At 45.9% G+C, this 25,351-nt stretch carries 25 protein-coding genes, 1 tRNA gene and 2 pseudogenes; 8 read left to right on the plus strand and 20 right to left on the minus strand.

Going from position 1 to position 25,351, the window contains the following annotated elements:
* Nucleotides 1–107: 107 nt before the first annotated feature.
* The 6 genes and pseudogenes from racE to QP794_RS00915 form a co-directional block, all read right to left on the minus strand.
* Nucleotides 108–917 carry a glutamate racemase gene (gene racE / locus QP794_RS00890; protein WP_024629194.1) on the minus strand — a complete coding sequence of 270 codons (810 nt, stop codon included), beginning with the start codon at nt 915–917 and terminating at the stop codon, nt 108–110.
* Nucleotides 918–1,142: 225 nt separating this feature from the next.
* Nucleotides 1,143–1,538 carry a YtxH domain-containing protein gene (locus QP794_RS00895; RefSeq protein WP_024629193.1) on the minus strand — a complete coding sequence of 132 codons (396 nt, stop codon included), beginning with the start codon at nt 1,536–1,538 and terminating at the stop codon, nt 1,143–1,145.
* Nucleotides 1,539–1,723: 185 nt separating this feature from the next.
* Complete coding sequence (locus tag QP794_RS00900) at nt 1,724–2,629, minus strand: DUF4261 domain-containing protein (RefSeq protein WP_285074525.1); 906 nt, start codon at nt 2,627–2,629, stop codon at nt 1,724–1,726.
* Nucleotides 2,630–2,640: 11 nt separating this feature from the next.
* Nucleotides 2,641–3,102, minus strand: a complete 462-nt coding sequence (locus QP794_RS00905) for a DUF86 domain-containing protein (protein WP_285075183.1) — start codon at nt 3,100–3,102, stop codon at nt 2,641–2,643.
* Nucleotides 3,103–3,275: 173 nt separating this feature from the next.
* Complete coding sequence (locus QP794_RS00910) at nt 3,276–3,563, minus strand: Dabb family protein (protein WP_285074526.1); 288 nt, start codon at nt 3,561–3,563, stop codon at nt 3,276–3,278.
* Nucleotides 3,564–3,845: 282 nt separating this feature from the next.
* Nucleotides 3,846–4,241: pseudogene (locus tag QP794_RS00915) on the minus strand (phage holin family protein); the annotation flags it as partial.
* A 439-nt stretch (nt 4,242–4,680) separates the two neighbouring features.
* On the opposite strand from QP794_RS00915, the gene QP794_RS00920 reads away from it, so the two are divergent.
* Nucleotides 4,681–5,277 carry a helix-turn-helix domain-containing protein gene (locus QP794_RS00920; RefSeq protein ID WP_024629188.1) on the plus strand — a complete coding sequence of 199 codons (597 nt, stop codon included), beginning with the start codon at nt 4,681–4,683 and terminating at the stop codon, nt 5,275–5,277.
* A gap of 666 nt (nt 5,278–5,943) precedes the next feature.
* On the opposite strand, the pseudogene QP794_RS00925 reads toward QP794_RS00920, so the two are convergent.
* A pseudogene (locus QP794_RS00925) lies at nt 5,944–7,097 on the minus strand (sn-glycerol-1-phosphate dehydrogenase).
* Nucleotides 7,098–7,255: 158 nt separating this feature from the next.
* On the opposite strand from QP794_RS00925, the gene QP794_RS00935 reads away from it, so the two are divergent.
* Complete coding sequence (locus QP794_RS00935) at nt 7,256–7,435, plus strand: hypothetical protein (protein ID WP_094937442.1); 180 nt, start codon at nt 7,256–7,258, stop codon at nt 7,433–7,435.
* Nucleotides 7,436–7,484: 49 nt separating this feature from the next.
* Here the strand turns inward: QP794_RS00935 and QP794_RS00940 are convergent.
* Nucleotides 7,485–7,568 (minus strand) — tRNA-Leu (locus tag QP794_RS00940).
* Nucleotides 7,569–7,781: 213 nt separating this feature from the next.
* Here QP794_RS00940 and QP794_RS00945 point away from each other — a divergent pair.
* From QP794_RS00945 to QP794_RS00955, 3 genes are all read left to right on the plus strand, one after another.
* Entirely contained in the window at nt 7,782–8,774 is a 993-nt protein-coding gene (locus tag QP794_RS00945; protein ID WP_285074529.1) for a Gfo/Idh/MocA family protein, read from the plus strand.
* Between the two features lie 58 nt (nt 8,775–8,832).
* Nucleotides 8,833–9,228 (plus strand): DoxX family protein, encoded by a 396-nt coding sequence (locus QP794_RS00950; RefSeq protein ID WP_285074530.1) that lies wholly within the window; start codon nt 8,833–8,835, stop codon nt 9,226–9,228.
* Between the two features lie 196 nt (nt 9,229–9,424).
* Nucleotides 9,425–9,784 carry a winged helix-turn-helix transcriptional regulator gene (locus tag QP794_RS00955; RefSeq protein WP_285074531.1) on the plus strand — a complete coding sequence of 120 codons (360 nt, stop codon included), beginning with the start codon at nt 9,425–9,427 and terminating at the stop codon, nt 9,782–9,784.
* A 76-nt stretch (nt 9,785–9,860) separates the two neighbouring features.
* On the opposite strand, the gene QP794_RS00960 is transcribed toward QP794_RS00955, so the two are convergent.
* The 5 genes from QP794_RS00960 to QP794_RS00980 all read right to left on the minus strand — a co-directional run bounded on the left by QP794_RS00960 (nt 9,861) and on the right by QP794_RS00980 (nt 14,654).
* Complete coding sequence (locus QP794_RS00960; protein ID WP_285074532.1) at nt 9,861–11,477, minus strand: sensor domain-containing diguanylate cyclase; 1,617 nt, start codon at nt 11,475–11,477, stop codon at nt 9,861–9,863.
* A gap of 202 nt (nt 11,478–11,679) precedes the next feature.
* Nucleotides 11,680–12,417 carry a spermidine synthase gene (locus QP794_RS00965; protein WP_285074533.1) on the minus strand — a complete coding sequence of 246 codons (738 nt, stop codon included), beginning with the start codon at nt 12,415–12,417 and terminating at the stop codon, nt 11,680–11,682.
* 147 nt (nt 12,418–12,564) lie between these two features.
* Nucleotides 12,565–13,467, minus strand: a complete 903-nt coding sequence (locus tag QP794_RS00970; protein WP_024629180.1) for a LysR family transcriptional regulator — start codon at nt 13,465–13,467, stop codon at nt 12,565–12,567.
* Between the two features lie 145 nt (nt 13,468–13,612).
* Nucleotides 13,613–14,350, minus strand: a complete 738-nt coding sequence (locus tag QP794_RS00975) for an SDR family oxidoreductase (RefSeq protein WP_285074534.1) — start codon at nt 14,348–14,350, stop codon at nt 13,613–13,615.
* Nucleotides 14,351–14,378: 28 nt separating this feature from the next.
* Nucleotides 14,379–14,654, minus strand: coding sequence for an Atu4866 domain-containing protein (locus tag QP794_RS00980; protein WP_285074535.1), 276 nt, complete (start codon nt 14,652–14,654; stop codon nt 14,379–14,381).
* A 165-nt stretch (nt 14,655–14,819) separates the two neighbouring features.
* On the opposite strand from QP794_RS00980, the gene QP794_RS00985 reads away from it, so the two are divergent.
* Together QP794_RS00985 and QP794_RS00990 are read left to right on the plus strand one after the other, a co-directional pair.
* A complete protein-coding gene (locus QP794_RS00985) occupies nt 14,820–15,752 on the plus strand; it encodes an AraC family transcriptional regulator (RefSeq protein ID WP_285074536.1) in 933 nt (310 codons plus the stop codon).
* A 248-nt stretch (nt 15,753–16,000) separates the two neighbouring features.
* Complete coding sequence (locus QP794_RS00990; protein ID WP_285074537.1) at nt 16,001–17,161, plus strand: oxalate decarboxylase family bicupin; 1,161 nt, start codon at nt 16,001–16,003, stop codon at nt 17,159–17,161.
* Nucleotides 17,162–17,312: 151 nt separating this feature from the next.
* On the opposite strand, the gene QP794_RS00995 is transcribed toward QP794_RS00990, so the two are convergent.
* The 5 genes from QP794_RS00995 to QP794_RS01015 form a co-directional block, all read right to left on the minus strand.
* Entirely contained in the window at nt 17,313–18,098 is a 786-nt protein-coding gene (locus QP794_RS00995; RefSeq protein WP_285074538.1) for a class I SAM-dependent methyltransferase, read from the minus strand.
* 190 nt (nt 18,099–18,288) lie between these two features.
* Complete coding sequence (locus QP794_RS01000; RefSeq protein WP_285074539.1) at nt 18,289–20,283, minus strand: PTS fructose transporter subunit IIABC; 1,995 nt, start codon at nt 20,281–20,283, stop codon at nt 18,289–18,291.
* A gap of 137 nt (nt 20,284–20,420) precedes the next feature.
* Nucleotides 20,421–21,332, minus strand: coding sequence for a 1-phosphofructokinase (gene pfkB / locus QP794_RS01005; RefSeq protein ID WP_285074540.1), 912 nt, complete (start codon nt 21,330–21,332; stop codon nt 20,421–20,423).
* Nucleotides 21,333–21,334: 2 nt separating this feature from the next.
* On the minus strand, nt 21,335–22,081 hold the full coding sequence (locus QP794_RS01010; protein WP_024629170.1) for a DeoR/GlpR family DNA-binding transcription regulator: 747 nt from the start codon (nt 22,079–22,081) through the stop codon (nt 21,335–21,337).
* 70 nt (nt 22,082–22,151) lie between these two features.
* The gene (locus tag QP794_RS01015) at nt 22,152–22,292 is read right to left on the minus strand and encodes a hypothetical protein (protein WP_285074541.1); all 141 of its coding nucleotides are present in this window, start codon (nt 22,290–22,292) and stop codon (nt 22,152–22,154) included.
* 59 nt (nt 22,293–22,351) lie between these two features.
* Here QP794_RS01015 and QP794_RS01020 point away from each other — a divergent pair, with 59 nt between their 5' ends.
* Complete coding sequence (locus tag QP794_RS01020; protein WP_079345714.1) at nt 22,352–23,035, plus strand: G1 family glutamic endopeptidase; 684 nt, start codon at nt 22,352–22,354, stop codon at nt 23,033–23,035.
* A 116-nt stretch (nt 23,036–23,151) separates the two neighbouring features.
* Here the strand turns inward: QP794_RS01020 and QP794_RS01025 are convergent, their stop codons facing one another.
* The gene (locus tag QP794_RS01025; protein ID WP_285074542.1) at nt 23,152–23,628 is read right to left on the minus strand and encodes a hypothetical protein; all 477 of its coding nucleotides are present in this window, start codon (nt 23,626–23,628) and stop codon (nt 23,152–23,154) included.
* Nucleotides 23,629–23,768: 140 nt separating this feature from the next.
* A complete protein-coding gene (locus QP794_RS01030; RefSeq protein WP_285075184.1) occupies nt 23,769–25,196 on the minus strand; it encodes an FAD/NAD(P)-binding protein in 1,428 nt (475 codons plus the stop codon).
* Between the last annotated feature and the right edge of the window lie 155 nt (nt 25,197–25,351).

The raw sequence follows: 25,351 nt of genomic DNA on the forward strand, positions 1-25,351 counted from the left end.
AAAACATATTGATCTTCCGAAGCTCCTCTACTTTTCTATCCGAACATAAAAATCCCGGAACGCTTAGGTTCCGGGATTCTTATAAGCTATAGAAATCAAAAAATTCGCTATGATAATTGCGTAACCTGCCATACAACTGGTGTTTTGGAGATTTGTTCTCCCAACCATTGGCGGGTAATATTCTGGAACATGCGTGGGTCCCCTGTGCAAAAAAACTGATGTACCGGCGTCTCATCCCCACTGGCCAGCTTTCGTTTATCATACAAAATCGTACTGATTTCCCTCGCCGTTTCATCTGCCGAACTGATCAGCTTCACTTCCTGTCCCATAACCTCCTGAATGGTTTCCATGAGAAAAGGATAGTGCGTACAACCCAGAATAAGACAATCAATTGGCTGTTGTTTAATCTGGCCCAAAGATTGCTTCACCGTACTTGTCGTTTGCTCGGAACGGAATTCGCCTTGCTCCACCAGCGGCACAAGTGCCGGACAAGCCTGACTGACCACATCAATGTATGGAGATAATTGTTTGAGTGCAGAGGTATATGCACCACTTCCAATCGTTCCTACAGTGCCAATGACACCAATGCGTCCTGTGCGTGTGGCTGTGATGGCTGCTCGTGCTCCTGGATGAATGACACCGATGACAGGCACATTCACCTTGGCTCGAATATAGTCGAGCGCTGCTGCCGTAGCCGTATTGCAGGCGATAACGATAACCTTCGGATCGAACTGGATCAAGAAATCAACGATTTGTTCCGTGAATTGTTTAACTTGTTCGGACGAACGGGGTCCGTACGGTGTTCGGGCGGTATCTCCAAAATATATGATCTTTTCCCGTGGGAGCTGACGCATCACTTCCTTGGCGACAGTCAATCCCCCTACACCGGAGTCTAATATAGCGATTGCTTGCTGCACGAACACACCGCTTCCTTCTTTATTGAATTGGTTCTGTTAACAAATTGGTTCCCAGAGCTTTCTTCCTACCGTATGAATTTTCAGGCAAAAAGGTACCTACATCTTACCCGATTTCATCGCAGGGTTCAAACAAAATGCCGTATTGTACAGGTCCTGTACGACCACGCACAACAAAACAGGCCCTCCTCCAGATGGAGGAAAGCCTGCTCACGTTCAAGCTTAGCTTTAGATGTTGTCTTTCGAATCATCAGCAGGAAGCTTCGCGATGACTTCAATACCCGACTCATTTCCTGCATTGTCCCCAGCTGAATCAATGGAAGAATCGGAATCCGTAATAACTGCGGATACGCGCACTTCTTTACCTTCAGCGCAATTGCCCCAGGATTGAATATCCTGGATAACGACATCCGCCGTCTCTTTTACTTTGGATACGATCAGTGCGCTTTGTTCGCCTACCTTGCTAGCCAATTCCTGACCCTTCTCACTCACCTGACGTGCACCTTCCGAAATATCTTGACGCAGTTCGCGTCCTGATTTTGGCGCCAGCAGCAAAGCTGTCACTGAACCTACAACCGAGCCGATTAATGCTCCCCACAACAAACTTTTGTTAGAATCCTTCACGTCGCATCTCTCCCTTTACCTTAAATGAAGTACCGAATAACCAAGCAACGGACTGTTGCTCGTCAATCCGGGCGAATGCCTACTCTGTTGATGCAGTATAAGCAGCAAGGGCTTGACCTGACACTCGGATACCAAAAAAATTTTGGATACCGTTCCCGCACCTGCTGACGTTATAGTGATACGCCTCAGGTCTGCCGGGCCGGCTCAAGCGGAGCAGCCGCATGTTCATCCCCCGGGTCCAGATCAATTACATATCGTCCCGGTGCAATCATCGCCGCCTGATGCTCACAACGCCAGCGTCGTCCGCCGGAAGATCCCAGCGTCTGTCCATCTTGCAGAACATCTCCCTGATCAAATATGTAATAGGCGGCACCCAGTAATGTCTGGGCTACCGTATCCGGATCTAGTCCAATGAAATGACACTGTACATCAGGCACACCAAGTGCTGACAATCCTACCGTGTCCATTACCAGCTGACGCTGTTCCTCCGTACCTCCAGCCTGATACATGCGCACATTCATCGCAGCGTATAGATGTTCTTCACGCTCCTGTGACAGCATATAGGCTTCCGGTTCAACCAATTTGTCACTGCCGTACCAGTACAACGCGTCGCAAGGCAACACTTCCATGACTGCCTGAATCGTCTTTTGGAACAATTCAAGTCGCTGTTTGCGCGGCATGGCAGCAGTGAACATATCGTGAAGACGGATGGAATATTGGATCGTTTCCATAGCTTGTCCTGCTTCTGGCCAGTGCCAGGCTTGCTGTAAAGCCCCTCCAAAGCGGGCACGATCTACAATTTCAGTAACAGGGAGCACACAAGTCTGTGCCGGAATGTTACCTTCCTGAAAAGAAACCTTATGGTCCAGATGGTAGAAAACCAGCATCTCGGGATTATGCTCTCCATTGCCCTGCTTCACGTCAAGCCGGACTTGTCCGGTATGACGGCTCATGGCATCCTGCAAACGCCCCTGATCTATAACAGGACGTTCCTGAAATAACAGCTCAATCATATATACCGGATGAAATCCGGATGGTATATCATTCGTTTCATGATTTCCTTCTTGATCATCTTTCCATTCGTTCGTCATGCTGCTTCCCCTCATTCCTTGCTCTGTCCCTCGGCCTGTACAGTCTGGAAAGGTCCAAGTTCTTTTTCCACATAGGTATGGACCTGATGGGAAAAATGTTCAAGCACGCCCGGCAAGTCACTGCTCAGCGGATGCAGTTCAGACCGCTCCCAGCTGTAATAGTCCTGAACGAGCGGCTTGCGCAACGATACGAGGCGACTAAGCACCTCATAGGTTGCATGATCAAAAACCTTCTCTTCGTGGTTAATCTGAATAATGTCGTCATAGCTGCTCGCATCACGCATGATGAAGCCGTCAATGAGGTAACTCCCCACATCCGTAACGATCTCAATGGCCAGATGAAGACAACGTTCCTGTACCAAACCCAGCATTAGACTTCCATCCCAAGCCTGTGATGCGCGGCGGAGACCTTCAGCCACCTCCGGTACGGCAGCAAGTCTGCGCGCAATCTGTTCCCTGTTGACATAATACAATATGTTCACTTCCCGTTCAGTGAATTATCGGTTCCTTTTTCCTCTTCGCTTCAGCCAAAATAACATCACAGGACAAGCGATCAGAAACACGACAAAAATATATAAAAATTCCATAACGTCTCTTAAATCGCTCATGCAGAGTCCCCTTTATCCAAAGTAGAATGAATTACTGATTAGATTTCGTAGTCTACTGCAATCGACTGCTCTCTGACCTCGTTCATATACTTGATGACTTCCTGATGCAATGGATGCACCTGATATGCCTGAAGATCTTCCAGTGATGCAAACTCTGCTGTAAGTGAGATGTCAAAAGATCTGTCCGAACGAAGCACGTCAACACCTACTTCAAGCGAAACCAGAACATCAATTTTCCCTTGCAGATTGCGGAGAACAGTAGCAGCCGCTTCAATACTTTCAGAAGAACGATCCTTCATTTTAAACAGAACAATATGTTTAATCATCAGACAAGCACCTCATTTGAGTATAATAATTGGTATGAATGAATTTTCTTGTATCCAAAATATATCATAACGTCCTCTATTACGAAAGGATACTTGGAAACGTTCTCTTCAAAGACAATCTAATCGGGGCTGCTTTCATTCGCCTTTTGATTTCTCCTGAGGTGTATTATCTGTCTGTTCACTCGGGTTTGTCTGTTTGTCCTTGACAACTTCCGTCGCTTGATCATTTGTCTCCTGATCCTCCAAGTTCGGCTGTGGTTGAGGCCATTCCCGGTCAGCCAAACTCTCCTGCTTTTTGAGCACTGCTATAGCTTGTCTGAGCTTGTCAGGCAGCGGAAGCCCGATGCGGGCATAATTTTCGGTAATGGATATCAGCTCATTCACGAGATAAAAGTAAATGGCTCCCCCTTTAATAATGTCAGTTCCCATGAGCATGTCAATTCGGTGGGCTAGCAGAATAACCGTCAACATAAGGCCTTTGCGCGCGAGCCCCCAAAATCCAACATTACTATTCAATCCCTTACCCGTTCTGACTGCAGCAGCGAGACCCGTAATATAATCCACAGCCATTGCAACCGCCAGCAAGCTAAGCAACTGATCCCATCCACCAAAAGCAAACGTCATGAACGCCCCTGAAATGGCAGCAAAGGTACTTACGGATGGATTCACGTTTCTCACCTCTCCCTCTCATTTGATCTATATACAAGATATGTAAGAGTAAGAGATTTTGACAGGCCACATGCCTGGCTGAACAAGCGGATTTCTAATTTCAGATTTGTGCACATTGGAAATTGGTTCCTTTAACGAAAATCGAATATTTATGGGTAAATCAGGGAAATAAACCGCATCATATCAACAAAAAATAGATAAAAGTACTATAGTCACACTAATAGGTAATTAGACTCATTTTATTTTTATTGATTATCTATTTGATCCCTTAAATTTAGTGAAACATTGTAATCTAGGAATATACTAGGATGTGAATTACGTCTGTTCTAGTTCATAATTCCTCCTTTGGAGCGGATTCACGCATCGGCTCATTTGAAACAGGTGCACCCGGCACTTGAAAGTACCCCCATACTTATTGTAGTATTTGGTTAAAAAAATCGGAGGAAATATGCCTAATCAACCAGAACAACATTCCATCCAGGCGTGGTCTCTGATCAACCGTAAATATTTGGGAAAAGGCGTCCGTGTTAAACGATTCCGAAAACCGACACGCTGTCAAATCCGCAACCGTGTTCTTCTTGCCGTGCTGATGGCCAATGATATCAAGTTGTCCCAGCTCGCCGAAGATCTATCCATCTCTTCACGCAGCGTCAGCGCGTGGGTGTATGAAGGACGGATACCCGGCAGTACCAATTTGGACAAGGCATGTCAATTGCTCGGCTACCCGCGTCACATTCTTTTTAACGAAGAAGTGGTACGCAAAAGCCCTGTCATTTGTCAGCCCGAGCCTTCCCGTTTCATGAAGCGTACGGTGACCCGTTCTCCGGTTAGCAACCGTATTCTGACAGGCTTGTGTATGGTCCATGATTTGTCGGTGACAGATGTCAGCCACTGGATCGGGGTTCACCCCGGCACTTTCCGCAAATGGCTGCATCAGGGAACGCTGCCTTCTGCTGCGTTTCAGGAACAAGCGGAACAGTTTTTCCGCATCCCGAAAACTATTTTGTTCGCAGATGTCATCTTGAAAGATCGCCACAATAACTAAATTAGCGAACAACCAAAAGGCTCTGTCCTCCCTCATGGGAAAGACAGAGCCTTTTTAAAGGTTAAGTTTCATCGTACAGGTGATATTAGGTTACCATTTCTCTAGTCATGTGCATTAAGCATCATCTCTCCAGGACGATAAGCGGTCCTCCTGCCCTCTAACCACCTTTGGTTGCATCATCCTCCGCCCCCTCGTCACTCCCTTCCCTGCGCCCATACAGCTCACTCTCTGAACGAGGCGAAACTCTATTCTTCAAGAACGGCTCCATCTCTCCATATATACTTTAAAGACACTTACAAACCACTCATTAAAACATGGCGTATTTAAAAGAATAGAACTTCATGGCCGGCTTTACGTTCACGTTATATTTGTACGAACAAATTAATTTTAAACTTGTTATAAAAAGTGAAAAAAAGCCTGTTCCCCAAAGGAGATAGGCTATAATTCATACATGAATCCGGCTTGTATAACGTTTGTTCTACCTCCTTAATCCCTTGACTGACCAAGCTTTCTCAGTAACTCATTAGGAGATATTGCTTTCGAATCAAACATAATTACCTTTATTATAAACAACAACACGATTTTGTCTCATACTTTACACAATTCATTCTATATTTGTACGTACAACTAATAATGCAAAACAACACTGGTTATATCTCTCCAACCTTATTTCGTACCCACGTTAAGAATCTCGTTGATATATTTCAGGCCTGTATACCGATCCCGAAGCAAATGAGCTGTGGTGAACGCATGTTCCACCATCTCCATGGATATCCCCAGTTGTTCAGTTGTTGTAGGGCCACCAACCTGCTCTAGCCAAGCTGTAAGCTGGGATGAATCAGGCAGATTATTGTATATACGGAAAACCGGCTCGTCGGATTGTTGTGCAAGATCTTTGTATTTTACCGCAAGCAGTGCACAGGCAACACCCACCTTGGCACCATGCAAAACAGGCCTGTGCCCTGCCTCCATCAGATCCATCTCCCACCGATGGGACACATGATGTTCACCACCAGATGCAGGACGGGAATGATCAATGATCAGCATGGAAATGCCGGAAGCAATCAGCGCATCCATTAATACAGTCACACCATCGGCCCGCCCTTCGGCGATACCTTGTACATGCTCCACACAGGTCATTAGTGCTTCTTCTGTCATGCGATACGCTACTGAACAGAATGGCTCCCCACCCAGATCCCTGGAAACCACCCAGTCCGCCAGTGATGTATATTTCCCAAGCATATCCCCGAATCCGGCGGCATTCATCTCTTGCGGAGCCTGCTCCAAAATATCGATGTCCGCGAATATAGCTTCAGGCGGCACCGCCTGGAAAGTCTGTTTGACGCCGCTTACAATAAGAGGTGCGCCTGCCGAGGTAAATCCGTCAACCGAAGCTGCTGTCGGTACGGACAGAAAGGGCTTGTTCATTTTGGAACAAACAATCGCACCAGATCATGAATGGTCCCTGAGCCAACAGCAATGATCGCCTGACTTCCCTTTTTTACACCCAGCAATACCTGCACAATTCCCGCCTCGTCGGCGATCACATCCCCCGATTTGTTCTCTGGCATGCATATCTCATCCACATGAACGCCCGCTTCTTGAATGTTCTTTATCACTTGGTATCCTGCTGCCGGTCCCGTATATCGATCATAAACAACGGTCACATGTCTGTACACTTGCTCGGACAAATAGCCAGGTAACCGCCGGATTGCTCCATGCTCCAAATAAACCTGCATTTGCACCAGACGGTGATGATGCCCACAAGTACAATTCTGCGCTTCTTCGTTCCATGCTGCAATTCGCTCGTTCATATTCATTCGTTCTTACCTCCCTTAAGAAATATCATGCATAAATGCACGGATAAAACCACAAAATGAAAAAAGGAAATAAAATGTGAGTATTTTCCTGATCACACTTTACTTCCTGTTTTAAAAATTTGCAAATCCTAAACTTACATTACCAAGCAGGTGAACCTATGAAATTAACCAAAGAAATAGGGATTTCTCTCGGATTTCTCGCCGGAACGACATTTGGCAGCGGCATCGCTTTTTTGTTTCGCTTTCAAGCGTATGAAGTCATGGCCAGTGTTGCGCTCTTCGGTATTGCTGGAGCCATCGCAGGACTGTGTGTGCAACAATTGAAATTCAATAAATAAAAAAACTCGCGAAATTGCCCTAGAGCAATTTCGCGAGTTTTTACTTTGATGCGGTCGAGAGGACTCGAACCTCCACGGGGGTTAGCCCACACGGACCTGAACCGTGCGCGTCTGCCAATTCCGCCACGACCGCATAATATGTATCTTCTCATCATGGATGAAAAGCATTCCGGTCAAGCAATAGCTTGTTTTACCGTAATTATGAGTATACATGCTCCAAAATAAGTTTGCAACATCTTTTTTACAAGCTTCAACAAAAAGGACATATGTCCTTTTTTATCATATCCAAACTCCCTATCGTAGACATTAGGTGAATGGTGATATGAATTTAAAGGAGAGATCCCACATGAAAAAAGCAAAGCTTTGTTTTATCGGTGCAGGTTTTCATGCATCCACAAATATATATCCTTCTGCGGTTGAAGCAGGAGCAGAAATTCAGGCCATTGCTACCCGCAGTATTGAACGTTCCAAGGCGGCCCTCCTTCGTTTTGGGAGCAACGGGAAAGCCTATAACAATACTCAGCTGATGTTGCAGAATGAAGACTGTGATGGCGTTGTTGTTGTGGCGCAACCAGAGGATCAGACTGCCCTTGCCCTTGAATGCATCCGGGCTGGCAAAAATGTATATGTGGATAAGCCCCTCGGATGGAACGCTGCGGAGGCCGCTGCTGTGGCTGAGGCTGCCCAAAAGGCAGGTGTGGTTGTCATGGTTGGATTTATGAAACGGTATGCTCCAGTCTACATAAAACTCAAGGAACTGATTGATGGCGGATCAATGGGCAGAACACGTTCTTTCCAAATGAAATTCGCTGTAGACAGCACTCCATTCTGCAAGAATGAGGAGCAATTTATGAAGCTCGCTGCCATTCATATGGTTGATCTGATGCGTTTTCTGTTCGGGGAGGCCGTACAGGTTACAGGCACGACGGTTAAGGACGGAGAACATATCAACCAGAGCATTTCCCTTAAATTTGATCAGGGTGTGGTGGGCAGTGTCTACTTTGCAGGCATGAGTGCATGGTCACGTGAGAGCGAAAGTGTACTCGTCACCTTTGACGATGGATTTGCGTTAGCAGATGAGATTAACACACTCACGGTTCATCCATCTCGTACAGAAAATAACCTTCCCTGGAAATCCCTTGAGGAGCAGGATACTGTTTTCACCCCTTCCGGCTCACCCATGTCAGGGGCTTATCGCGACCTCTACTTACGAGGATTTGTAGGTGAGATGGCTCATTTCATGGAATGCTGTCAGAACAAGTCTGTTCCACATTCCAGTGGCAAGGATAATATTGAAACCATGGCGTTATGTGATACCATTCTGGCCTCACTTATCTGACGTTTATACGATACCAGACGAATCCGTTTTATATGACCAGAGAAGAGGAAAAGAGTACATGTTAGACACCGGATTACTTATTATTCGACTTGTTATTGGTTTCATTATGCTGGGTCATGCATGCAAGAAACTGTTTGGCTGGTTTGGTGGAGAGGGCATATCAGGAACTGCCGAATTTTTTGGTGCGGTTGGTCTGAAGCCTGCGAGAGTTATGGCGGTCTTTGGAGGGCTCATTGAATTAATCGGTGGATTTCTGTTTGGAGCAGGTCTCTGGACTGGTGTTGCTGCCATTTTGCTCATGATTCCTATGGTTGTTGCCATAGCGAAAGTTCATGCAGGTAAGGGACTTTGGAATCTGAACGGAGGATTCGAATACAATCTGGTTATACTCGGATCGTTGATCGGTGTTGCACTTGCGGGTGCAGGGGCATACTCTCTGGACCATTTGATATAATCAGCATTTCATTCCCTAACCCTGGTTTCGCTAGCACGAAGCCAGGGTTCTTTGGTGTCTGAACATCATGCTGAGCCATGGGGTTTATAATCCAAGAGAGAAGTGATATGCTCATAGATGAATGATACGTACATTTATGTGATGTAGTACTCCAATAGATACCATAAATAACCACCACGATGGAGGTGCAATTATAATGAAAAAGAAAACCATTGATGAGTGTCCCACTCCTTATGGCTGTTCCGTCGAAGTCACGCTTAGTGTCATCGGAGGCAAATGGAAAGGTGCGATTCTATATCACCTATTCTCTGGTTCGTTAAGATTCAACGAGATCCGAAAATTATTTCCAGATATCACCCAAAGGATGCTAACTCTCCAGTTAAGAGAGTTGGAAAGCAGCGGAATTGTTCACAGGGAAATCTATCCTCAAGTTCCGCCCAAAGTGGAATATTCGCTTACACCGTTTGGAGAAACGCTCCAGCCGATTATTTACAGCATGCGAGACTGGGGAGAACAGTATACGAATGAAGTCCTGGCCAGATCTCAAGAAGTCTAAACAAAAGACAAAAGAAGCTAATCCCTTTCTCAGATAGGATTAGCTTCTTTTATTTCGATATGAGGCCCGTAACATCTTATTTGATGACCGTTTGGATTGTAATGGTACGATTACGCCCCTCTTCTTTGGCTTGATATAACGCATTGTCCGCCAAATGGAATAATTCTGTGGCTGTTGTAGAATGCAACGGATATTCGGCAATACCTGCCGAAATCGTTACAGAACGATCAATAGGCAGTACGCTCTGTTCCACAGATACTCGAATATTCTCGGCAATCTGATACGCTGTTTTGGATTCCGTATGTCGTAATAACACAACAAACTCCTCGCCGCCAAACCGGGAACATACATCCTGCGTCCGAACCGACAATTTAATAATATTCGCAATATGCTTCAGAACCTGATCCCCCGCATGATGCCCATACGTATCGTTTATGGATTTGAAGCGGTCAATATCCAGGACTACAATGGAGAAAGGAACTTCTTCATCAATCCAGTGCTGAATAACTTCTTCAAATGTTCTGCGATTGGTCATTCCAGTTAATACATCCGTTCTGGCATCATACGTAAGCTGATCCTTCTGCTTGCGAAAATTCGCCAATGTACTCAGCACGGTGCGCGTTAACAGGTCAGCTTCTCTGTTCCAATGCGGCTTCATTACAGGCAAATCTACTTTGCCCTGATCCACTTGGTTAACCAGGTCGGCAAGGTATACAAATGGACTGGCCAGCTTGCGTGCTACACGAATAACGATAAGCGTCAGAATGATGAATGGCACTGAGGTGTACAAGAGCAGCATGCGGATATGTTGATTCAGCTGATCGTAAACCATCTGGGTTGGAGATACAACAACAACTCCCCAATCGGTTGTCGGCACCTTATAATAACCTGCGAGTGAGTCCACACCAGCCAGATTTTTGTATTGTTCTTTACCCGTCTGTCCGTTTAGCAATTTCTGCACAACTTGATTTTTGCTTAGATTTTCACCGATTCTTTCTGTATCGGGGTGAAATAGCAATGTTCCTTTGGCATCAACAATAAAAAAATAAGAACCATTACTGGTCTTGAGCTGGCTGCCAAATGACAGGTTCAAGATATTGTTTTCCTGCAGATAGATGCTCCCGCTAATCAAACCTTTGAATTCACCTGATGGACTGAAGATCGGCTCACTCACAAAAACGTTTCTTCGTTCCGAATACGGCGCGCGGTACGCTTCTGAGATATAGGAAGCTCTGGATTTGAACGCTTTTTTGGCTGCATCCGAAGTGATAGGCTGTCCGAGGCTTTTTTCCAAATAGGGAGATGAACCCCGAATGATTCCCGATTCATCTACCAGAGAAACCGAATTGAAATAATTACTGCTGTTTCGAATCAAATCCAGTGTGGAATCCAGTTTATTGGCGTCTGCATAATCCATTTCCGGAAAATAATTGGCTGAATACTTCAAACTGCCCTGCATGGATTGAAACAACGAGTCCAGTGTTTGGCTCATTTGCACGGCACTTGAATAATTCAGTGAGAGTGTATTATTAATCAGCGACTGCTTCTGGGATGTATAAGATGAAATAAACATAATGGTCAATGTCATCAAAACGGCAATGGTGACCAACCCACTCAACAGAGCGGTGAGGCTGATTTTTTTGAACTCCCTTACTTTTCTTCTTAATCTGGGTGTTTTATTCTCTGCGATCATTATTGCTTCCCCCGGTTTTTCATGAAAAGGCATATTCCTTCTATTTTATACGAAAGTTGTTAAGAAGACATAAATAGTTTATGAAATTCGAATAAATACATAGGAAGATTGACAATTTAATGACAATTGAGTACATAAAATGGATAGCATGATCGTACTTTCTTCGCAATCATACTGGACTGTATACGAGATTAAGATTATATCAATCTACAATAACATAGCCCTCTCCAGGCTGTTGTTCTACAAACCCAGCCATATGACGCGATTGAAATGAGATGGGTTCGTCACAACCCACCAAAATGCGGTTTTGGACTTCATCAGTTGTTTCAGCTGGCAATGCAAATGAGCGCGTATAAGCGAAGTGTTCCTGTAACGTGGTATGAATTGCATTCACCAATCTGTCATTGCCCGCACGTCCGAATACATTCAGCAGTACGATACCACCCGAATGCAATTTGTCTTTTAACATCGTGAAAAATGAGCTTGAAGTGAACTGTGCAGGAGTTCCCGTAGCCGTAAACGCATCCACAATAATATAATTGTAGGAGCCCGAGGCTTCCCGCTCCAATAGTTCACGACCGTCACCAACCAGCACATCAACTCCACTATATCCAAAGAAGGTTTTGCTGAGTTCAACGACTTCCGCATCGAGTTCGGCAACTTTAACCTGACGCTTAGACAGGTAGGTTGATAAGGTTCCAATGCCGTGTCCCACCACAAAAACCGATTCATAATCAGGATTATTTCGTTCCATCAGGTGAGCCATCGCTCTCGGATACTCCAGCACCATTCGGGATGGTTCGTCCAGATCCATGGCGCCCTGAACAGCTGCGTTTGAGAACTCCAGCACACGAAACCGGCCCTTTTCCCCATAAAGCCTGGAAGTATCATATATCGTCAACTCATGCTGTTCACTCTTATTTCGGTATAAAACTCGCACTAACCGTTCTCCCTTCGTACGTTACGCAATGATTATAAGTATGTCCCTATATTATACGGGAAGATAATACTGTACCCTAGACCTGAATGATATAAAAACAATAAAAAAACCGATTCCGATGGAACGGAAACGGTTTGCTCCTGGCATTCAGGGTTGAATCGCCTCATGCAGAGCCTGAACATACTCCATACCCAGATTGGAAAGCGAAGCATTTTTGTGACTGATCCAACCGACATTAATGGTCTCTTCACACTCCAGCGGGACGGGTATGATCTCGTTCCCATTCAGGTCGGCACTAAGCACACCTGTCGAGATGGTATATCCATTCAAACCAATCAGCAGATTAAACAGCGTGGCCCGGTCGTTAACCTGTATACTTTTGGGATGAGAAAGTGTGCTCAGGATCTCCTCTGAAAAATGAAAGGAGTTATACTCCCCCTGGTCAAAGGACAGGTATGGATAATCCTGAAGCTGTTCAATCGCAACTGACTCCTGCTTCGCGAGCGGATTTTGCACACTGATAAAGATATGCGGCTTGGCAACAAACAGACTGTTGAATACCAGACCCGCATCCTTGAGCAGCTTGTTAATAACCTTTGAATTGAATTCATTCAGATAAAGAATGCCGATCTCGCTGCGCAAACTCTTGACATCCTGGATGATCTCATACGTTTTCGTCTCCCGCAGAGCCAGTTCATATTCATCCTGCCCATATTGCTGTACCAGCTTCACGAATGCATTCACCGCAAAAGCATAGTGCTGTGTGGAGACGGAGAAATGCTGCGGAGACGGCTTAGCATTCAAATAACGATTCTCCAGCAATTCGGCCTGCTCTACCACCTGACGTGCATAGCTTAGAAATTCCACGCCTTCTTTGGACAAGGTAATCCCTTTATTTGTACGTTCAAAAATAGTAATTCGCAGCTCCTGCTCCAGATCCCGAATGGCATTCGACAGGCTGGGCTGGGAAATAAACAGCCGCTTGGCGGCTTCATTCATCGAGCCACGCGTGGCGACTTCAATCACATATTTTAGCTGTTGCAGCGTCAATGCATTATTCCCCTCTCTCTGGTGCGTTACTTTGATCATTACTATACCATATTGCAATCCAGACGAGCTCTCTTTCAGAGCACAAAAAGACGTCCCCAAATCCGTTTACACGGTTGGGAACATCTCTTAAGTTGGTCAGCAACGTTTAAGCCATGCTTGCTGTGGGTCTCACCACAATTTCATTCACATCCACCTCAGCTGGCTGGCTAATCGCATACAGTATGCTCTGAGCAATAGCCGTGGCCGGGATGGAAATGCGCCGATATTCCTTCATAAACTCGCGTGCTTCATCATCAGAGATCGATTCGGCAAGTTCGGATTCAGTCACACCCGGCGATACAAGGGTCACACGGATATGCCCGCCTACTTCCTGTCGCAGACCCTCCGAGATCGCACGGACAGCGTATTTTGTTGCACAATATACCGCAGCCGTTGGAGTCACAGCATAGGCTCCGATAGAGGCGATATTAATAAACTGACCGGAGCCCTGTTTTCTCATAACTGGCAGACCAGCTGCAATGCCGTGCAGAACACCGCGAATGTTAACATCAATCATCCGGTTCCACTCGTCCACTTTTAAGGCTTCAAGAGGCGATAGCGGCATGACTCCGGCGTTATTTACAATCACATCTAAGCGTCCATAACAAGTAAGTGCGAACTCAACGATCGTTTGCATTTCTTCCAACTGTGTAACATCAAGTGTATGATACTCAACCGATCCACCTTCTGATCGAATGGACGACGCCAGCGCCTTTAGCCGATCCTCCCGTCTTGCACCAATGACAACATGAGCCCCCTGCTCTGCCAACACACGCGCCGTTGCCTCCCCAATTCCGCTGCTTGCACCGGTAATCACAACCACTTTCCCTTTTACATTGGACATATTGATTTCTCTCCCTTTTGATAATATTTTATTGTCCCTTTTCTCTGTACAAAACCATGCCCGCATGGTAAAGCACGCCGTCCTTAAAGTCCCCATCCGCAGTAAAGCCAGTATCATCCACATATTCAATATGATCTTCATCGACTACATAGCGACCTTGATATGCACTTTGCCTATTTCCCCGTGCTTCATCATAGCGACCGTCAGGAAGAAGCTCATGCCTGATGTATCCATCCTTCGTCACCCACATCCCAACATACGGGTGTTCCACTTCTTGTTTGCTTCCTGATGTATTGTCTACCATATTTCCACGACACTCCTTTCTGTTGTCCAACAGATTCAATTGCTTATTTTCATTATGTAAGGAATCCGTCTCAGTACGATAGAAGAATCCCACAGTATTCTTGCCTATTCGTCCAGCACATTCTAAAATAGTTATACAAGTACGAGAAAAGGAGGCCTGTAATTCATGCTTTCAAAAACGGAACCAGACACAGCTATTATTCAGCAGCAGCAGGAATTGGCCCGCTTGATCGGACGTTTTACCCACGAAGACGGGGTTCATCTAACAGACATTCCTTCCCTTGCTTTGATCCGTGCTTCCCAGGTTTCTGAGCCCATCCATACCGTGCATGAACCCGCCCTTTGCATTGTGGCCCAAGGGTCCAAGCTGGTTATTCTCGGACGGGAGAGCTACACCTATGACCATTCACAGTATTTGGTCGCTTCCATAAACTTGCCTATTTCAGGGCAGGTTGTACAGGCTGCACCAGATCATCCTTATCTCTGTCTGCGACTTGATTTTAATTCAGGGCAGATTTTCGATCTTATCCAGGACTCTCCCGCCTCACAAACCAAACCCGACAATTCATCAAGCCGGGGACTGTTTGTAAGCTCAACCAAGCCTCCACTTCTGGAATCCGTAATCCGATTGGTTCGACTGCTGGATACACCCGAAGACATTCCCGTACTTGCACCGCTTATGATCCGCGAGATTCTATATCGCCTGATACAGGACGAACACGGACATTCCATCAGGCAGTTTGCAGTTCAGAACAGTCATGCCCAGCACATCGCCCAGGTTATTGAAATGATCCAATCCGAATATGCGCTTCCACTGCGAATCGAGCAGTTGGCCTCCATGATCAACATGAGTACGTCCTCATTGCATTATCATTTCAAAGCCATTACTGCCATGAGCCCACTGCAATATCAAAAACAGATTCGATTGCAGGAGGCCCGGCGAATGCTGCTTGCAGGGTCAACCGATGCAGCCGATGCTGCATTCCAGGTTGGTTACGAGAGTCCTTCCCAATTCAGTCGGGAGTATGCCCGTATGTATGGCCTTCCTCCCAAAAGTGATATCAAACGCCTTCGTCATACACTTCATATTGATTGCTAAATCTAAGCAAAAAAACCACGTCATGATGACATGGTTTTTTTGTTAGGCTGAGCTTGCAGCGCTCAGGAGAAGATATTCTTTTTTTCAAATACAGACATTTGGTTTCCCCCGGTAATTACCTCATTATTTTCCATTCCGTCAACGCCGATTATTCCCGTCCCTCATATTAGCCAAGCTCTGATTCATACTCTTCACTATACCGACAACAACTGTCCTGGATGAAGTGATTGAACTGGAGGAGTCTGCATATGAACAATGAAAACAACAATAGCAAGCCGTTAATTATACCGCAGCCGATACGAAAAGACGGTGCAGGAGGTCCCGATCTGGGACCTCGGGATGTAATGAGAGATCTACAAAATCCGGATATGCTGGTTCCTCCGGTGACCGACAACGGATTATTACCCAATCTGAAAATGTCTTTTTCCGATACACATATGCAGTTGAACCATGGCGGTTGGTCCCGTGAAATTACAGTACGGGATCTGCCCATCGCCACGACACTGGCTGGTGTGAATATGAGTCTTACACCTGGAGGCGTGCGGGAGCTGCACTGGCATCAGCAGTCTGAATGGGCATATATGATCTGGGGCACAGCACGGATTACGTCCGTGGATCAGAATGGTCATAACTTTATCGCGGATGTTGGACCGGGAGATCTGTGGTTTTTCCCGAAAGGTCTGCCCCATTCCATTCAGGGACTGGCTGATGGTTGTGAGTTCTTGCTTGTATTTGATGACGGCTCCTTCTCTGATCTGAACACGTTATCCATCTCCGATTGGTTTGCGCATACGCCACCGGACGTATTGTCCGTTAATTTTGGCGTGCCTGAATCTGCTTTCCAATCCATGCCAACAGAGCAGGTTTACATTTTTCAGGATCAGGTTCCTGGTTCCCTCGAAAGTCAGGAAGTGCAGTCCCCATATGGTACGGTCCCTCTCTCCTTTAAGTACCGACTGTTAGCCCAGAAACCGATCATCACACCAGGAGGAAGTGTGCGCATTGTGGATTCCACCAACTTCCCGATCTCTACTACGGTTGCCGCAGCACTGGTTGAAATCAAGCCTGGAGGCATGCGCGAACTTCACTGGCATCCCAATGCAGATGAATGGCAGTACTATCTGACCGGACAAGGTAGAATGACGGTGTTTGGAGGAAATGGTATTGCACGCACGTTTGATTATCGGGCTGGGGATGTCGGATATGTTCCTGTAGCCATGGGCCATTATATTCAGAATACGGGTACGGACACGTTATGGTTTTTGGAAATGTTCAGAAGTGATCACTTTGAGGATATCTCTCTAAATCAATGGATGGCATTAACCCCGGAAGAGCTTGTACGGGATAACCTGAACGCCTCCCCCGAGCTGCTTCATGCATTGCGTAAAGAAAAATGGCCTGTCGTTTAATGCAAATTTGAAGACGAATGTACCAAAGTTATATTGAAACCTTGATTGTCGAAATGTGTACCGAATTAAAAAAGGCAGTTGCCCCTTTAACGGGTACTTCTGCCTTTTTTTAATCTCTTAACTCCGACGAAAATTCAACCATAGTGAATCATTATTTTGCTTTTATCGCCTGAATATATACACTTTCTCCCTCAAAACTGACGAGTCTGCCCTGTTGTGTTTCTTCAAACTTGAAATACTTCTTAATCACAGATGGCGCGCTCAGCATGCTTGCTTCAAGCTCTCTGCTCTCCGCCTCGGGAAGTCCAGCCCGGTTACACCAGTCTTCAAAAATGAAGCGCTTCTCAAAGGTAACCATCGTTGCCAATCGGAATCCGGCAAGCTCCAGCATCCGAACCCATTCCGTCTTACGCCATGCCCGAACATGGCTTGCATCACGCCACTTCTCGATTTCATTGTAAAATTGGTCGTTCTCATCACGTTCAGGTGCCACATTATCAATCAATAACAACTTGCCACCCGGTTTCATGACTCGAAGCGCCTCTGATACAAAGGAAGATACGTCTGGAAAATGGTGTGCCGCTATGCGACAGGTCACAAGGTCAAAGAAATCATCCTCGAAAGGAATATGTTCAGCATCCCCTGCTACAAAATCCACATTCTGGTGTCCATTCCCTCGGATAAAGCGTTCAGCCACCTGCAACATCTCTTCCGTCAAATCCAATGCAATAACCTGCTTCACAAGTGGAGCTAATGCATTAGCAACATGTCCTCCTCCAGTAGCAATATCCAGCACTTTCATATCAGAACTCGCTTGAGATGATGCTACAAGTAATGACAGATCGTCCCCTTTGGCATGGCCGACACTGGTCACATATTTATCTGCATTTTTAGCAAATTGCTTGCGTACCTGACCTTTAATCTGATCATTGGACATTCTGGACCCTCCTTTTGTTTCATTAGATGAAACTTCGTTTCATTAATTGATATGGTTTATTTTATCACAAAATGACCCGCAGCGAAATAAAAAAGCATCTTCCCAGTGAATTTCACTCAGAAGATGCCATTTTACAAAGTTATAGGATGGAGCTTGTTTATAGCCTTTGGATAAAACTTTACCCTTTGATTTATTTCAGAACAGTCGGCGATTTCTTCCACAATCCGAGAATCAGACCGGAGATCACTGAACCGATTGCTACAGCAAGCAGGAAGAGTAAAGCGTGATTCGCCAGTGCCGCAACGAAAATTCCGCCATGCGGAGCAGGTACGTTAATGCTCCACAGTTGAGTCAGTCCACCTGCAACAGCAGAACCGAGAATACAGGATGTCAGGACACGGAGCGGGTCAGCTGCAGCAAATGGAATGGCACCTTCCGTGATGAAGGAAAATCCGAGCACGTAGTTCGTCAAACCTGATTTGCGTTCTTGCTCCGTAAATTTGGATTTGAAGAAGGTTGTAGCTAATGCAATCGCCAGCGGTGGCACCATACCCCCTGCCATAACAGCTGCCATCCAGGCACCATCTGTATTGCCGCTTGATGTGAATACACCGATAGCAAACGTATAAGCCGCTTTGTTAAACGGTCCACCCATATCGATGGACATCATGCCGCCTAGCAGCAGGCCAAGCAATACGGCATTTCCGGTACCCAAATTGCCAAGTGCATCGACAAGCCATGTGTTAAGGGAACCAAAAATTGGATCAAAGACATAGAAACTTATGGCACCTACGATAAGCAATCCGAACACCGGATACAGCAGGATCGGCTTCAAACCATCAATGGCTTTAGGCAATCCTTTAAATAGTTTGCGCAGACTGATAACTACGTAACCTGCCAGGAAACCGGCAGCCAGACCACCAAGGAAACCGGCGTTTGAATTAACAGCCATCAATCCGCCCACCATACCAGGCATGAGGGCCGGACGATCACCGATACTCATCGCGATAAATCCGGCAAGGACAGGAATCAGGAAATGGAACGCACCGGTTCCGCCCCCAATCGTCTGCAACAGCTGCACGATAGGATTTTCCGGACTTGCAATTTGTTCAAACAAGAAGGATATGGCGAGCAGAATACCGCCACCCACGACAAATGGAAGCATATGCGAGATTCCGTTCATCAAATCTTTATAAATCTTGCTGCCCACGCTCACTTTGCCTTGGCTTTCTCCTTCAGCCTTGCCAGCACTGCCGCCCTGGCTTCTGTAGATCGGAGCGTCTCCGTTAACAGCCTTACGGATCAGCTCTTCGGATTTGCGAATACCATCACTCACTGGTCTTTGCAATACCGGTTTGCCATCAAAACGGGCCATTTCTACATTTTTATCCGCCGCAATGATCACCCCTTTAGCACGAGCGATTTCATCAGCTGTCAGTACATTCTGTGCTCCTTCGGAACCATTAGTCTCCACTCGAATATTAATGCCCATTTCCTGCGCTTTCTTTTTGAGAGCGTCTTCAGCCATGAACGTGTGAGCAATACCTGTTGGGCAAGCGGTAACTGCTACGACAAAATCTTCAGATGCCGAATTGCCAACAATAACACCAGATGCGCTCTGCTTCTGCCCCTTTGTATGGCCCGAGCCGGATACAACGTTTGTTCCATTTGCAGTATTTGCTGCTTTCTCCGCTTCGGCTTTTTCTTTGGCAGCCTTCTTCTCCGCCTCCTCCGCCTGTTTGGCATCGAATAATGCAGTAACTTCTGCTGGCGTATCCGTGCTCATTAGCTGCGAGATGAAATCGCTATCAATCAACAGCCTGGAAAGAGCCGCGAGCGTACGAAGATGGGTATTGGCCGCTCCTTCTGGAGCTGCAATCATGAAGAATATATGAGCCGGCTCGTCATCAAGCGCTTCAAAATCAAGTCCTTTTCGGCTCTTCGAGAATACAACTGTAGGTTCATTCACTGCTGTTGTCTTAGCATGAGGCATGGCAATACCGCCACCAATCCCCGTGCTGGATTCAGCTTCACGTTTATAAATCATTTCCTTGAAAAGTACCGGGTCATTAATACGTCCGCTCCGGTTTAAACTTGCAATGAGTTCATCGATAGCCTCTTCTTTCGTCGTGGCTTGCAGGTCCATGATCATCGTTTCCTGGATCATCAGGTCTGTTATTCTCATTTTGGTACACTCCCTTAAGTTCAGTCGGCCTGCGTGATGCAGACCGGATTATATTTGCACTTGTTACGCTGTTATCTGCTATCCAATGAATCCCCTCATTCGAAAAAGGGGCATTCATTCGATTTATTTTGTACTGACTATACTTGGGTTATAGTGACTTGAGTACGCAGCTCTTCGATGAGTTCCCGAGTTGCCAGGTCATCCGAGAAAGCCGTTGCACTACCTGAAGCAACACCTGTTCGGAAAGCTTCAAGCAGATCTTCGTTTAATCCAAATGTCCCTACAAATCCGCCAATCATTGAATCTCCAGCACCAACCGAGTTCTTCACGACACCTTTGGGCACGCTCGCGTGGTAGACATCTGTTTTGGTAATCAACAACGCGCCTTCTCCTGCCATGGAGATCAACACATGCTTGGCACCTGCTTCCAAAAGCTTGCGACCATACGTTACCAGTTCCTCCTGGGTGTCGATGGTTACTCCGAAGAGTTCAGCAAGCTCATGGTGATTCGGTTTCACCAGCAACGGTTCATGTACCAAAGCATCCATTAATGCAGGTCCCGTTGTATCGATCACAAATTCGGCACTCGTTTGCTTGCATACGTTGATAAGACGATTATAGAAATCAGCTCCCAGAGAAGGCGGTATACTTCCGGAAAGAATGACGATATCTCCTTTTTGCAATGCAGACAGCTTGTTAAGTAAATGCTCTGCTTCCTCTGGACGAATGGCTGGTCCCTGTCCGTTAATCTCTGTCTCGTCTCCATGCTTCAGCTTGATATTAATCCGGGTATCATCTTCAATGGTAACAAAGTCCGTCCGGATCTTATCATCCTGCAATTTGTCATTAATGAAACGACCCGTGAACCCTCCCAGAAATCCCAGTGCAGTGTTTTCGGCTCCCAGTTGATTAAGCACTCGCGATACGTTAATGCCTTTACCCCCTGGAAGTTTCAGGTCACGGTTCATACGATTTAATTCACCAAGCTTCAGATCATCCACTTCCACGATGTAATCGATGGAAGGATTAAGTGTTACGGTATATATCATGGTTATCCCTCAATTATTTTAGTTTTCTGGGCGATTACAGAACGCCAGTGTTCCGGCATCCGTTCAGTAATCAAGTCTGCCTCCTCCAGGTCAAACAGTTTGGCAAATGTAATTTCCCCAATTTTGCTGGAATCAGCCAGCACGTAAGATTTCCCGGACAATTGATGTGCGCGTCTTTTAATCAAGGCTTCCTCCGGATCAGGAGTTGTATACCCCATTTCGGCATCTACTCCGTTGGTTCCAATAAAACATTTATCAAAACGGAAATTGTCCATGTTCTGTAATGCGATACTGCCAATCACGGCTTTGGTATGAATCTTCATCATACCGCCAAGCAGATAGCTGCGAATTCGTTTACTTACCAGCGCCTCTACGTGAGAAAGTCCGTTCGTTACCACCGTAACGTCCTTCGCTTCAATATAGGGAATCATGGCTAATGTCGTCGTCCCCGCATCCAGATAGATGCATTCGCCATTGTTGATCTCCTGTGCAGCTAAACGAGCAATGGTCGTTTTTTGTTGAATGTTTTTGAACGTTTTTTCTTCCATACCTGGTTCTGGCGTCTTTTCATTCACCAGAGCAGCACCACCATGTATGCGTTTCAGCATCTGTCGGCTCTCCAGGTCGATCAAATCGCGCCGTATCGTTGATTCAGAAGCACCGAGTACATCGACGAGCTCTTGCAGTTTCACAATTCCTCTTTCTTGTAAGCGCTCTATAATTGCAGCATATCGTTCTTCAGTTAGCATATTCATTCCTCCAACTGCTTTTATAGTAACATAAAATTCGTAAAAAACAATCATTTTCGTTCATAATAATTTATAAACATTCAAAAACCATCAAAATTCGACTTTTCAATTTCCAAATATCCGTATTCAATGCATCTAAAACATATAAACGTTCAAATTCATTCAATACATATTTCTTTTCAGATTGTCCATGTCCTCTTTCTTCTTCCATGCATTTGATAATATCGGACGAATCATTTCGTATCTGTATATCACATGGGAGGTGGCCTTATGGCGAATAATCGCAACAAACGCCGTAAACCGTGTATTCCTCATACAGGCAAAACAAATTCTTCACTAAGCTTCGGGTGGATTTCCTCCAATTGGAGCGGTTATGCACGGGCGGGTTACAAAGGTGAATTCAAACGTATCTCGGCCGAATGGAACGTGCCCTTTGTTTTACCCTCATCCAAGTCCTCATACTCCTCAGCCTGGATCGGAATCGATGGATACGAGAATTCCAATCTCATTCAGACTGGAACAGGCCATGATTGGGTTAACGGCAAAGCCAGTTATTATGCCTGGTGGGAAATTCTTCCGGACGTTGAGACGGTCATCCCTTTTCCTGTTTCTCCAGGAGATCGGATCAGGGCTACCATTTATAGAATTAATCGTACTCGATGGTGTATCACGCTTCATAACCTGACTCAAAGCTGGACTTTCCGTACCGTCCAGCAATATACAGGCCAGCAATCTTCAGCGGAGTGGATTGTCGAAGCACCATCTGTGGGAAGCTCCATCTCCCGGTTGGCAAGGATTTCACCTATCACCTTCACATGTTGTCGCCTGAACGGTCGCTCCCCCAGCCTAGTCGCCAAAGAGAAAGGCATCATGATTCAGCAAAAACAGATTGTTTCCATTCCAGGAGCACCAGGGCCACGAGGAGACTCTTTCGTCGTGAAACGAAACGACTGAACCTTCATCGTTGACAGAGTCGTTAATGAAAAAAACTGCAATGTGCCTTATTCGGCGTACCATTGCAGAATGGATATTCGGTCATTATGGAATGGACACGAGATTCTCTTTTTCATTTAGAGGAATAGCTCGGCCCTGTCCGGTTTGGGTTTGATCCAATTTCCCTCTTCATTAATAAATGCACCCTTGAAACGCCCCATCTCCAATTTCTCTATTAGCTTCGTCTCATCCAGCACCAAAATTTCGGACAACTGCTGCAAACTATAATAATCACCCGGATCGTAATCGAGCAGGATTGGAACAGCCATGTCGTATAGTTCTTTGATTAGATTCTCCAATGAATGACGCCCGAGATTGTCCATGGTTTGGAAAAATTTCAGGTTATGGGACACCAGATTGTGGAAAGATTTATCTTTCAAGTTCATCCACAGCGTATTACATGCCTGGACACTCATATAGTTCTGCTCTACATCATAATATTGGATCTCATCAATCTTCATATACTTTTCCTGAAAAGCCACAATTTTGATCAATGGTTCGTTCCGTTTGCGTGACACTTTCTTCAAATGGGTTTTGAACCCCTCATAATCCATGATTCTCACAATAATCTATCGCCTGCCTTAACGCTGTATAATTCGATATTTTACAGCATTATATAAGCACCCGTAAATGTAACTTTAGAAAAACAAAAACCGTACAGCCTCTTATCCTGCTGTACGGTCACTTTGTATAGTCAGATCCCAATTTCACTTTTCACCCAACTAGCAGTAAATTCCTGTTCATTATACTTGAAAAATTGCTCCATAATCTGTTCACGGTCATCCAGAAAAAGCTGGTCTGCTACAGCTGAAACCAATTTCGGCACAGCATTACGAGTCCCCGATATGGCCGAAGCAGAAAGGCCGCAACTTGCTAGTGCAGAATAGTTAAAAACAAACAGGCCACGCAGCTTATCCTCGCCCTCCTCATCTCTGCTGGTCATTGCAAAACCCGGACTAAGGTAGGGATGTGCGTCAAGCAGCGCATTCCTTTGTGCATTCGGGGCTTGAAAACGGTCTGCCCAGCGTGCAATGTGTGCCTCCACCAGTCCGAGCTCGGGACGCAGTGCCGGATCGCTGACCAACCCCGTACTTATGACCAGAAAATCAAAGCTCTGCAGGCCCTGTGGTGTAGTCACTAGCGCTTTCCCATCCTTCATTTGTACATCCAGCCAAGGCGCATGAAGATGTAATTGAAAGCCTGGCCATGAAGCAGCCCGGTTGAAGGTATCGTTGGTTGGTGGCTGATTATAGTTAAAAAAATGGGAAATAGCCGCATACTTTTCCTTGTCCGACAGAGCATGGAACCGTTCGATCATCCCGGATTGTTCCATCTGACGTATCGGGTTAATGCTCGGTAATTGTTCCCGCCGCACAAAAACATGTGCCTCTGCCACGCCTGCGGCTAGTGCAAAGTTGGCATTATCAAAGGCAGAAGCCCCGCCGCCAAGTATGCCGATCCTTTTTCCTTGTAACCGTTCAAAATCAATCGTTTCCGACGTATGAGCGTACAGATGTTTAGGTACTTGCTCAGCGATCTGGGGTGGTACATGCCATTCCCCACCTCCCTGGATGCCAGTAGCCAAAACAACCTTTCGTGCCAGCAATATATTGGCTGGAGCCCCTGCGCCTGCGATGTGCAGTCTGTGAACACCTCCATCTATAGGTTCAATCAGCGTCAGCTTCACTTCATTCACGACCGGCAGATGAAGCACTTGTCTGTACCAGCGCAGATAATTCATCCATTCGCTGCGCGGAATTTTATCCAACTCTTCCCATCCGGAGGGGCCTGCTTGCGCCTCCCACCATGCTCGAAAAGTCAGTGAAGGGATACCGAGATCTATGGAGGTCAGATGTTTTGGTGTACGTAAAGTGACCATACGGGCGTAAGTTTCCCAAGGTCCCTCCAGCCCTGCGACATTTTCGTCTATAACCAGAATGTTGGATATACGCTCACGCAGGAATCCAAAAGCAGCACCTAAGCCGCTCTGTCCACCACCTACGATAACAACATCATAGATATGACCTTCATCATGTTCTCGCGGGCGAATCCAATCCGAACCTCCATACGCAAGATAAGCCAAATCATCAAGTACGCGTTGGTTTAATGCTTCAAGGCTCATCATCCCTCAATCCTTTCAATGTCTACTATATATATGAATACGGAATCTTTAATTCAATGTCAGTTTTATGTGAGAATCAATTTAATAGATCGATAATCAGTAATCCTATTTAGCCTAATTCCGTTACCATATAGATATAGATGGCGACTTCACCT

Source organism: Paenibacillus sp. UMB7766-LJ446, assembly GCF_030226665.1.
In the GTDB taxonomy this organism is placed as follows: domain Bacteria; phylum Bacillota; class Bacilli; order Paenibacillales; family Paenibacillaceae; genus Paenibacillus; species Paenibacillus vandeheii.

Bases quoted from the DNA above. Each gene is read 5' to 3' on its own strand.
- QP794_RS00985 (WP_285074536.1), top strand. From the start codon at position 14,820: ATGCTTTCAAAAACGGAACCAGACACAGCTATTATTCAGCAGCAGCAG.
- QP794_RS00960 (WP_285074532.1), bottom strand. From the start codon at position 11,477: ATGATCGCAGAGAATAAAACACCCAGATTAAGAAGAAAAGTAAGGGAG.
- QP794_RS01025 (WP_285074542.1), bottom strand. From the start codon at position 23,628: ATGGATTATGAGGGGTTCAAAACCCATTTGAAGAAAGTGTCACGCAAA.
- QP794_RS00975 (WP_285074534.1), bottom strand. From the start codon at position 14,350: ATGTCCAATGTAAAAGGGAAAGTGGTTGTGATTACCGGTGCAAGCAGC.
- QP794_RS01010 (WP_024629170.1), bottom strand. From the start codon at position 22,081: ATGCTAACTGAAGAACGATATGCTGCAATTATAGAGCGCTTACAAGAA.
- QP794_RS00995 (WP_285074538.1), bottom strand. From the start codon at position 18,098: ATGTCCAATGATCAGATTAAAGGTCAGGTACGCAAGCAATTTGCTAAA.
- QP794_RS00950 (WP_285074530.1), top strand. From the start codon at position 8,833: ATGTTAGACACCGGATTACTTATTATTCGACTTGTTATTGGTTTCATT.
- QP794_RS01020 (WP_079345714.1), top strand. From the start codon at position 22,352: ATGGCGAATAATCGCAACAAACGCCGTAAACCGTGTATTCCTCATACA.
- QP794_RS00935 (WP_094937442.1), top strand. From the start codon at position 7,256: ATGAAATTAACCAAAGAAATAGGGATTTCTCTCGGATTTCTCGCCGGA.
- QP794_RS00910 (WP_285074526.1), bottom strand. From the start codon at position 3,563: ATGATTAAACATATTGTTCTGTTTAAAATGAAGGATCGTTCTTCTGAA.
- QP794_RS01015 (WP_285074541.1), bottom strand. From the start codon at position 22,292: ATGGAAGAAGAAAGAGGACATGGACAATCTGAAAAGAAATATGTATTG.
- QP794_RS00920 (WP_024629188.1), top strand. From the start codon at position 4,681: ATGCCTAATCAACCAGAACAACATTCCATCCAGGCGTGGTCTCTGATC.
- QP794_RS01000 (WP_285074539.1), bottom strand. From the start codon at position 20,283: ATGAGAATAACAGACCTGATGATCCAGGAAACGATGATCATGGACCTG.
- QP794_RS00900 (WP_285074525.1), bottom strand. From the start codon at position 2,629: ATGACGAACGAATGGAAAGATGATCAAGAAGGAAATCATGAAACGAAT.
- QP794_RS00955 (WP_285074531.1), top strand. From the start codon at position 9,425: ATGAAAAAGAAAACCATTGATGAGTGTCCCACTCCTTATGGCTGTTCC.
- QP794_RS01030 (WP_285075184.1), bottom strand. From the start codon at position 25,196: ATGAGCCTTGAAGCATTAAACCAACGCGTACTTGATGATTTGGCTTAT.
- QP794_RS00945 (WP_285074529.1), top strand. From the start codon at position 7,782: ATGAAAAAAGCAAAGCTTTGTTTTATCGGTGCAGGTTTTCATGCATCC.
- QP794_RS00980 (WP_285074535.1), bottom strand. From the start codon at position 14,654: ATGGTAGACAATACATCAGGAAGCAAACAAGAAGTGGAACACCCGTAT.
- pfkB (WP_285074540.1), bottom strand. From the start codon at position 21,332: ATGATATATACCGTAACACTTAATCCTTCCATCGATTACATCGTGGAA.
- QP794_RS00990 (WP_285074537.1), top strand. From the start codon at position 16,001: ATGAACAATGAAAACAACAATAGCAAGCCGTTAATTATACCGCAGCCG.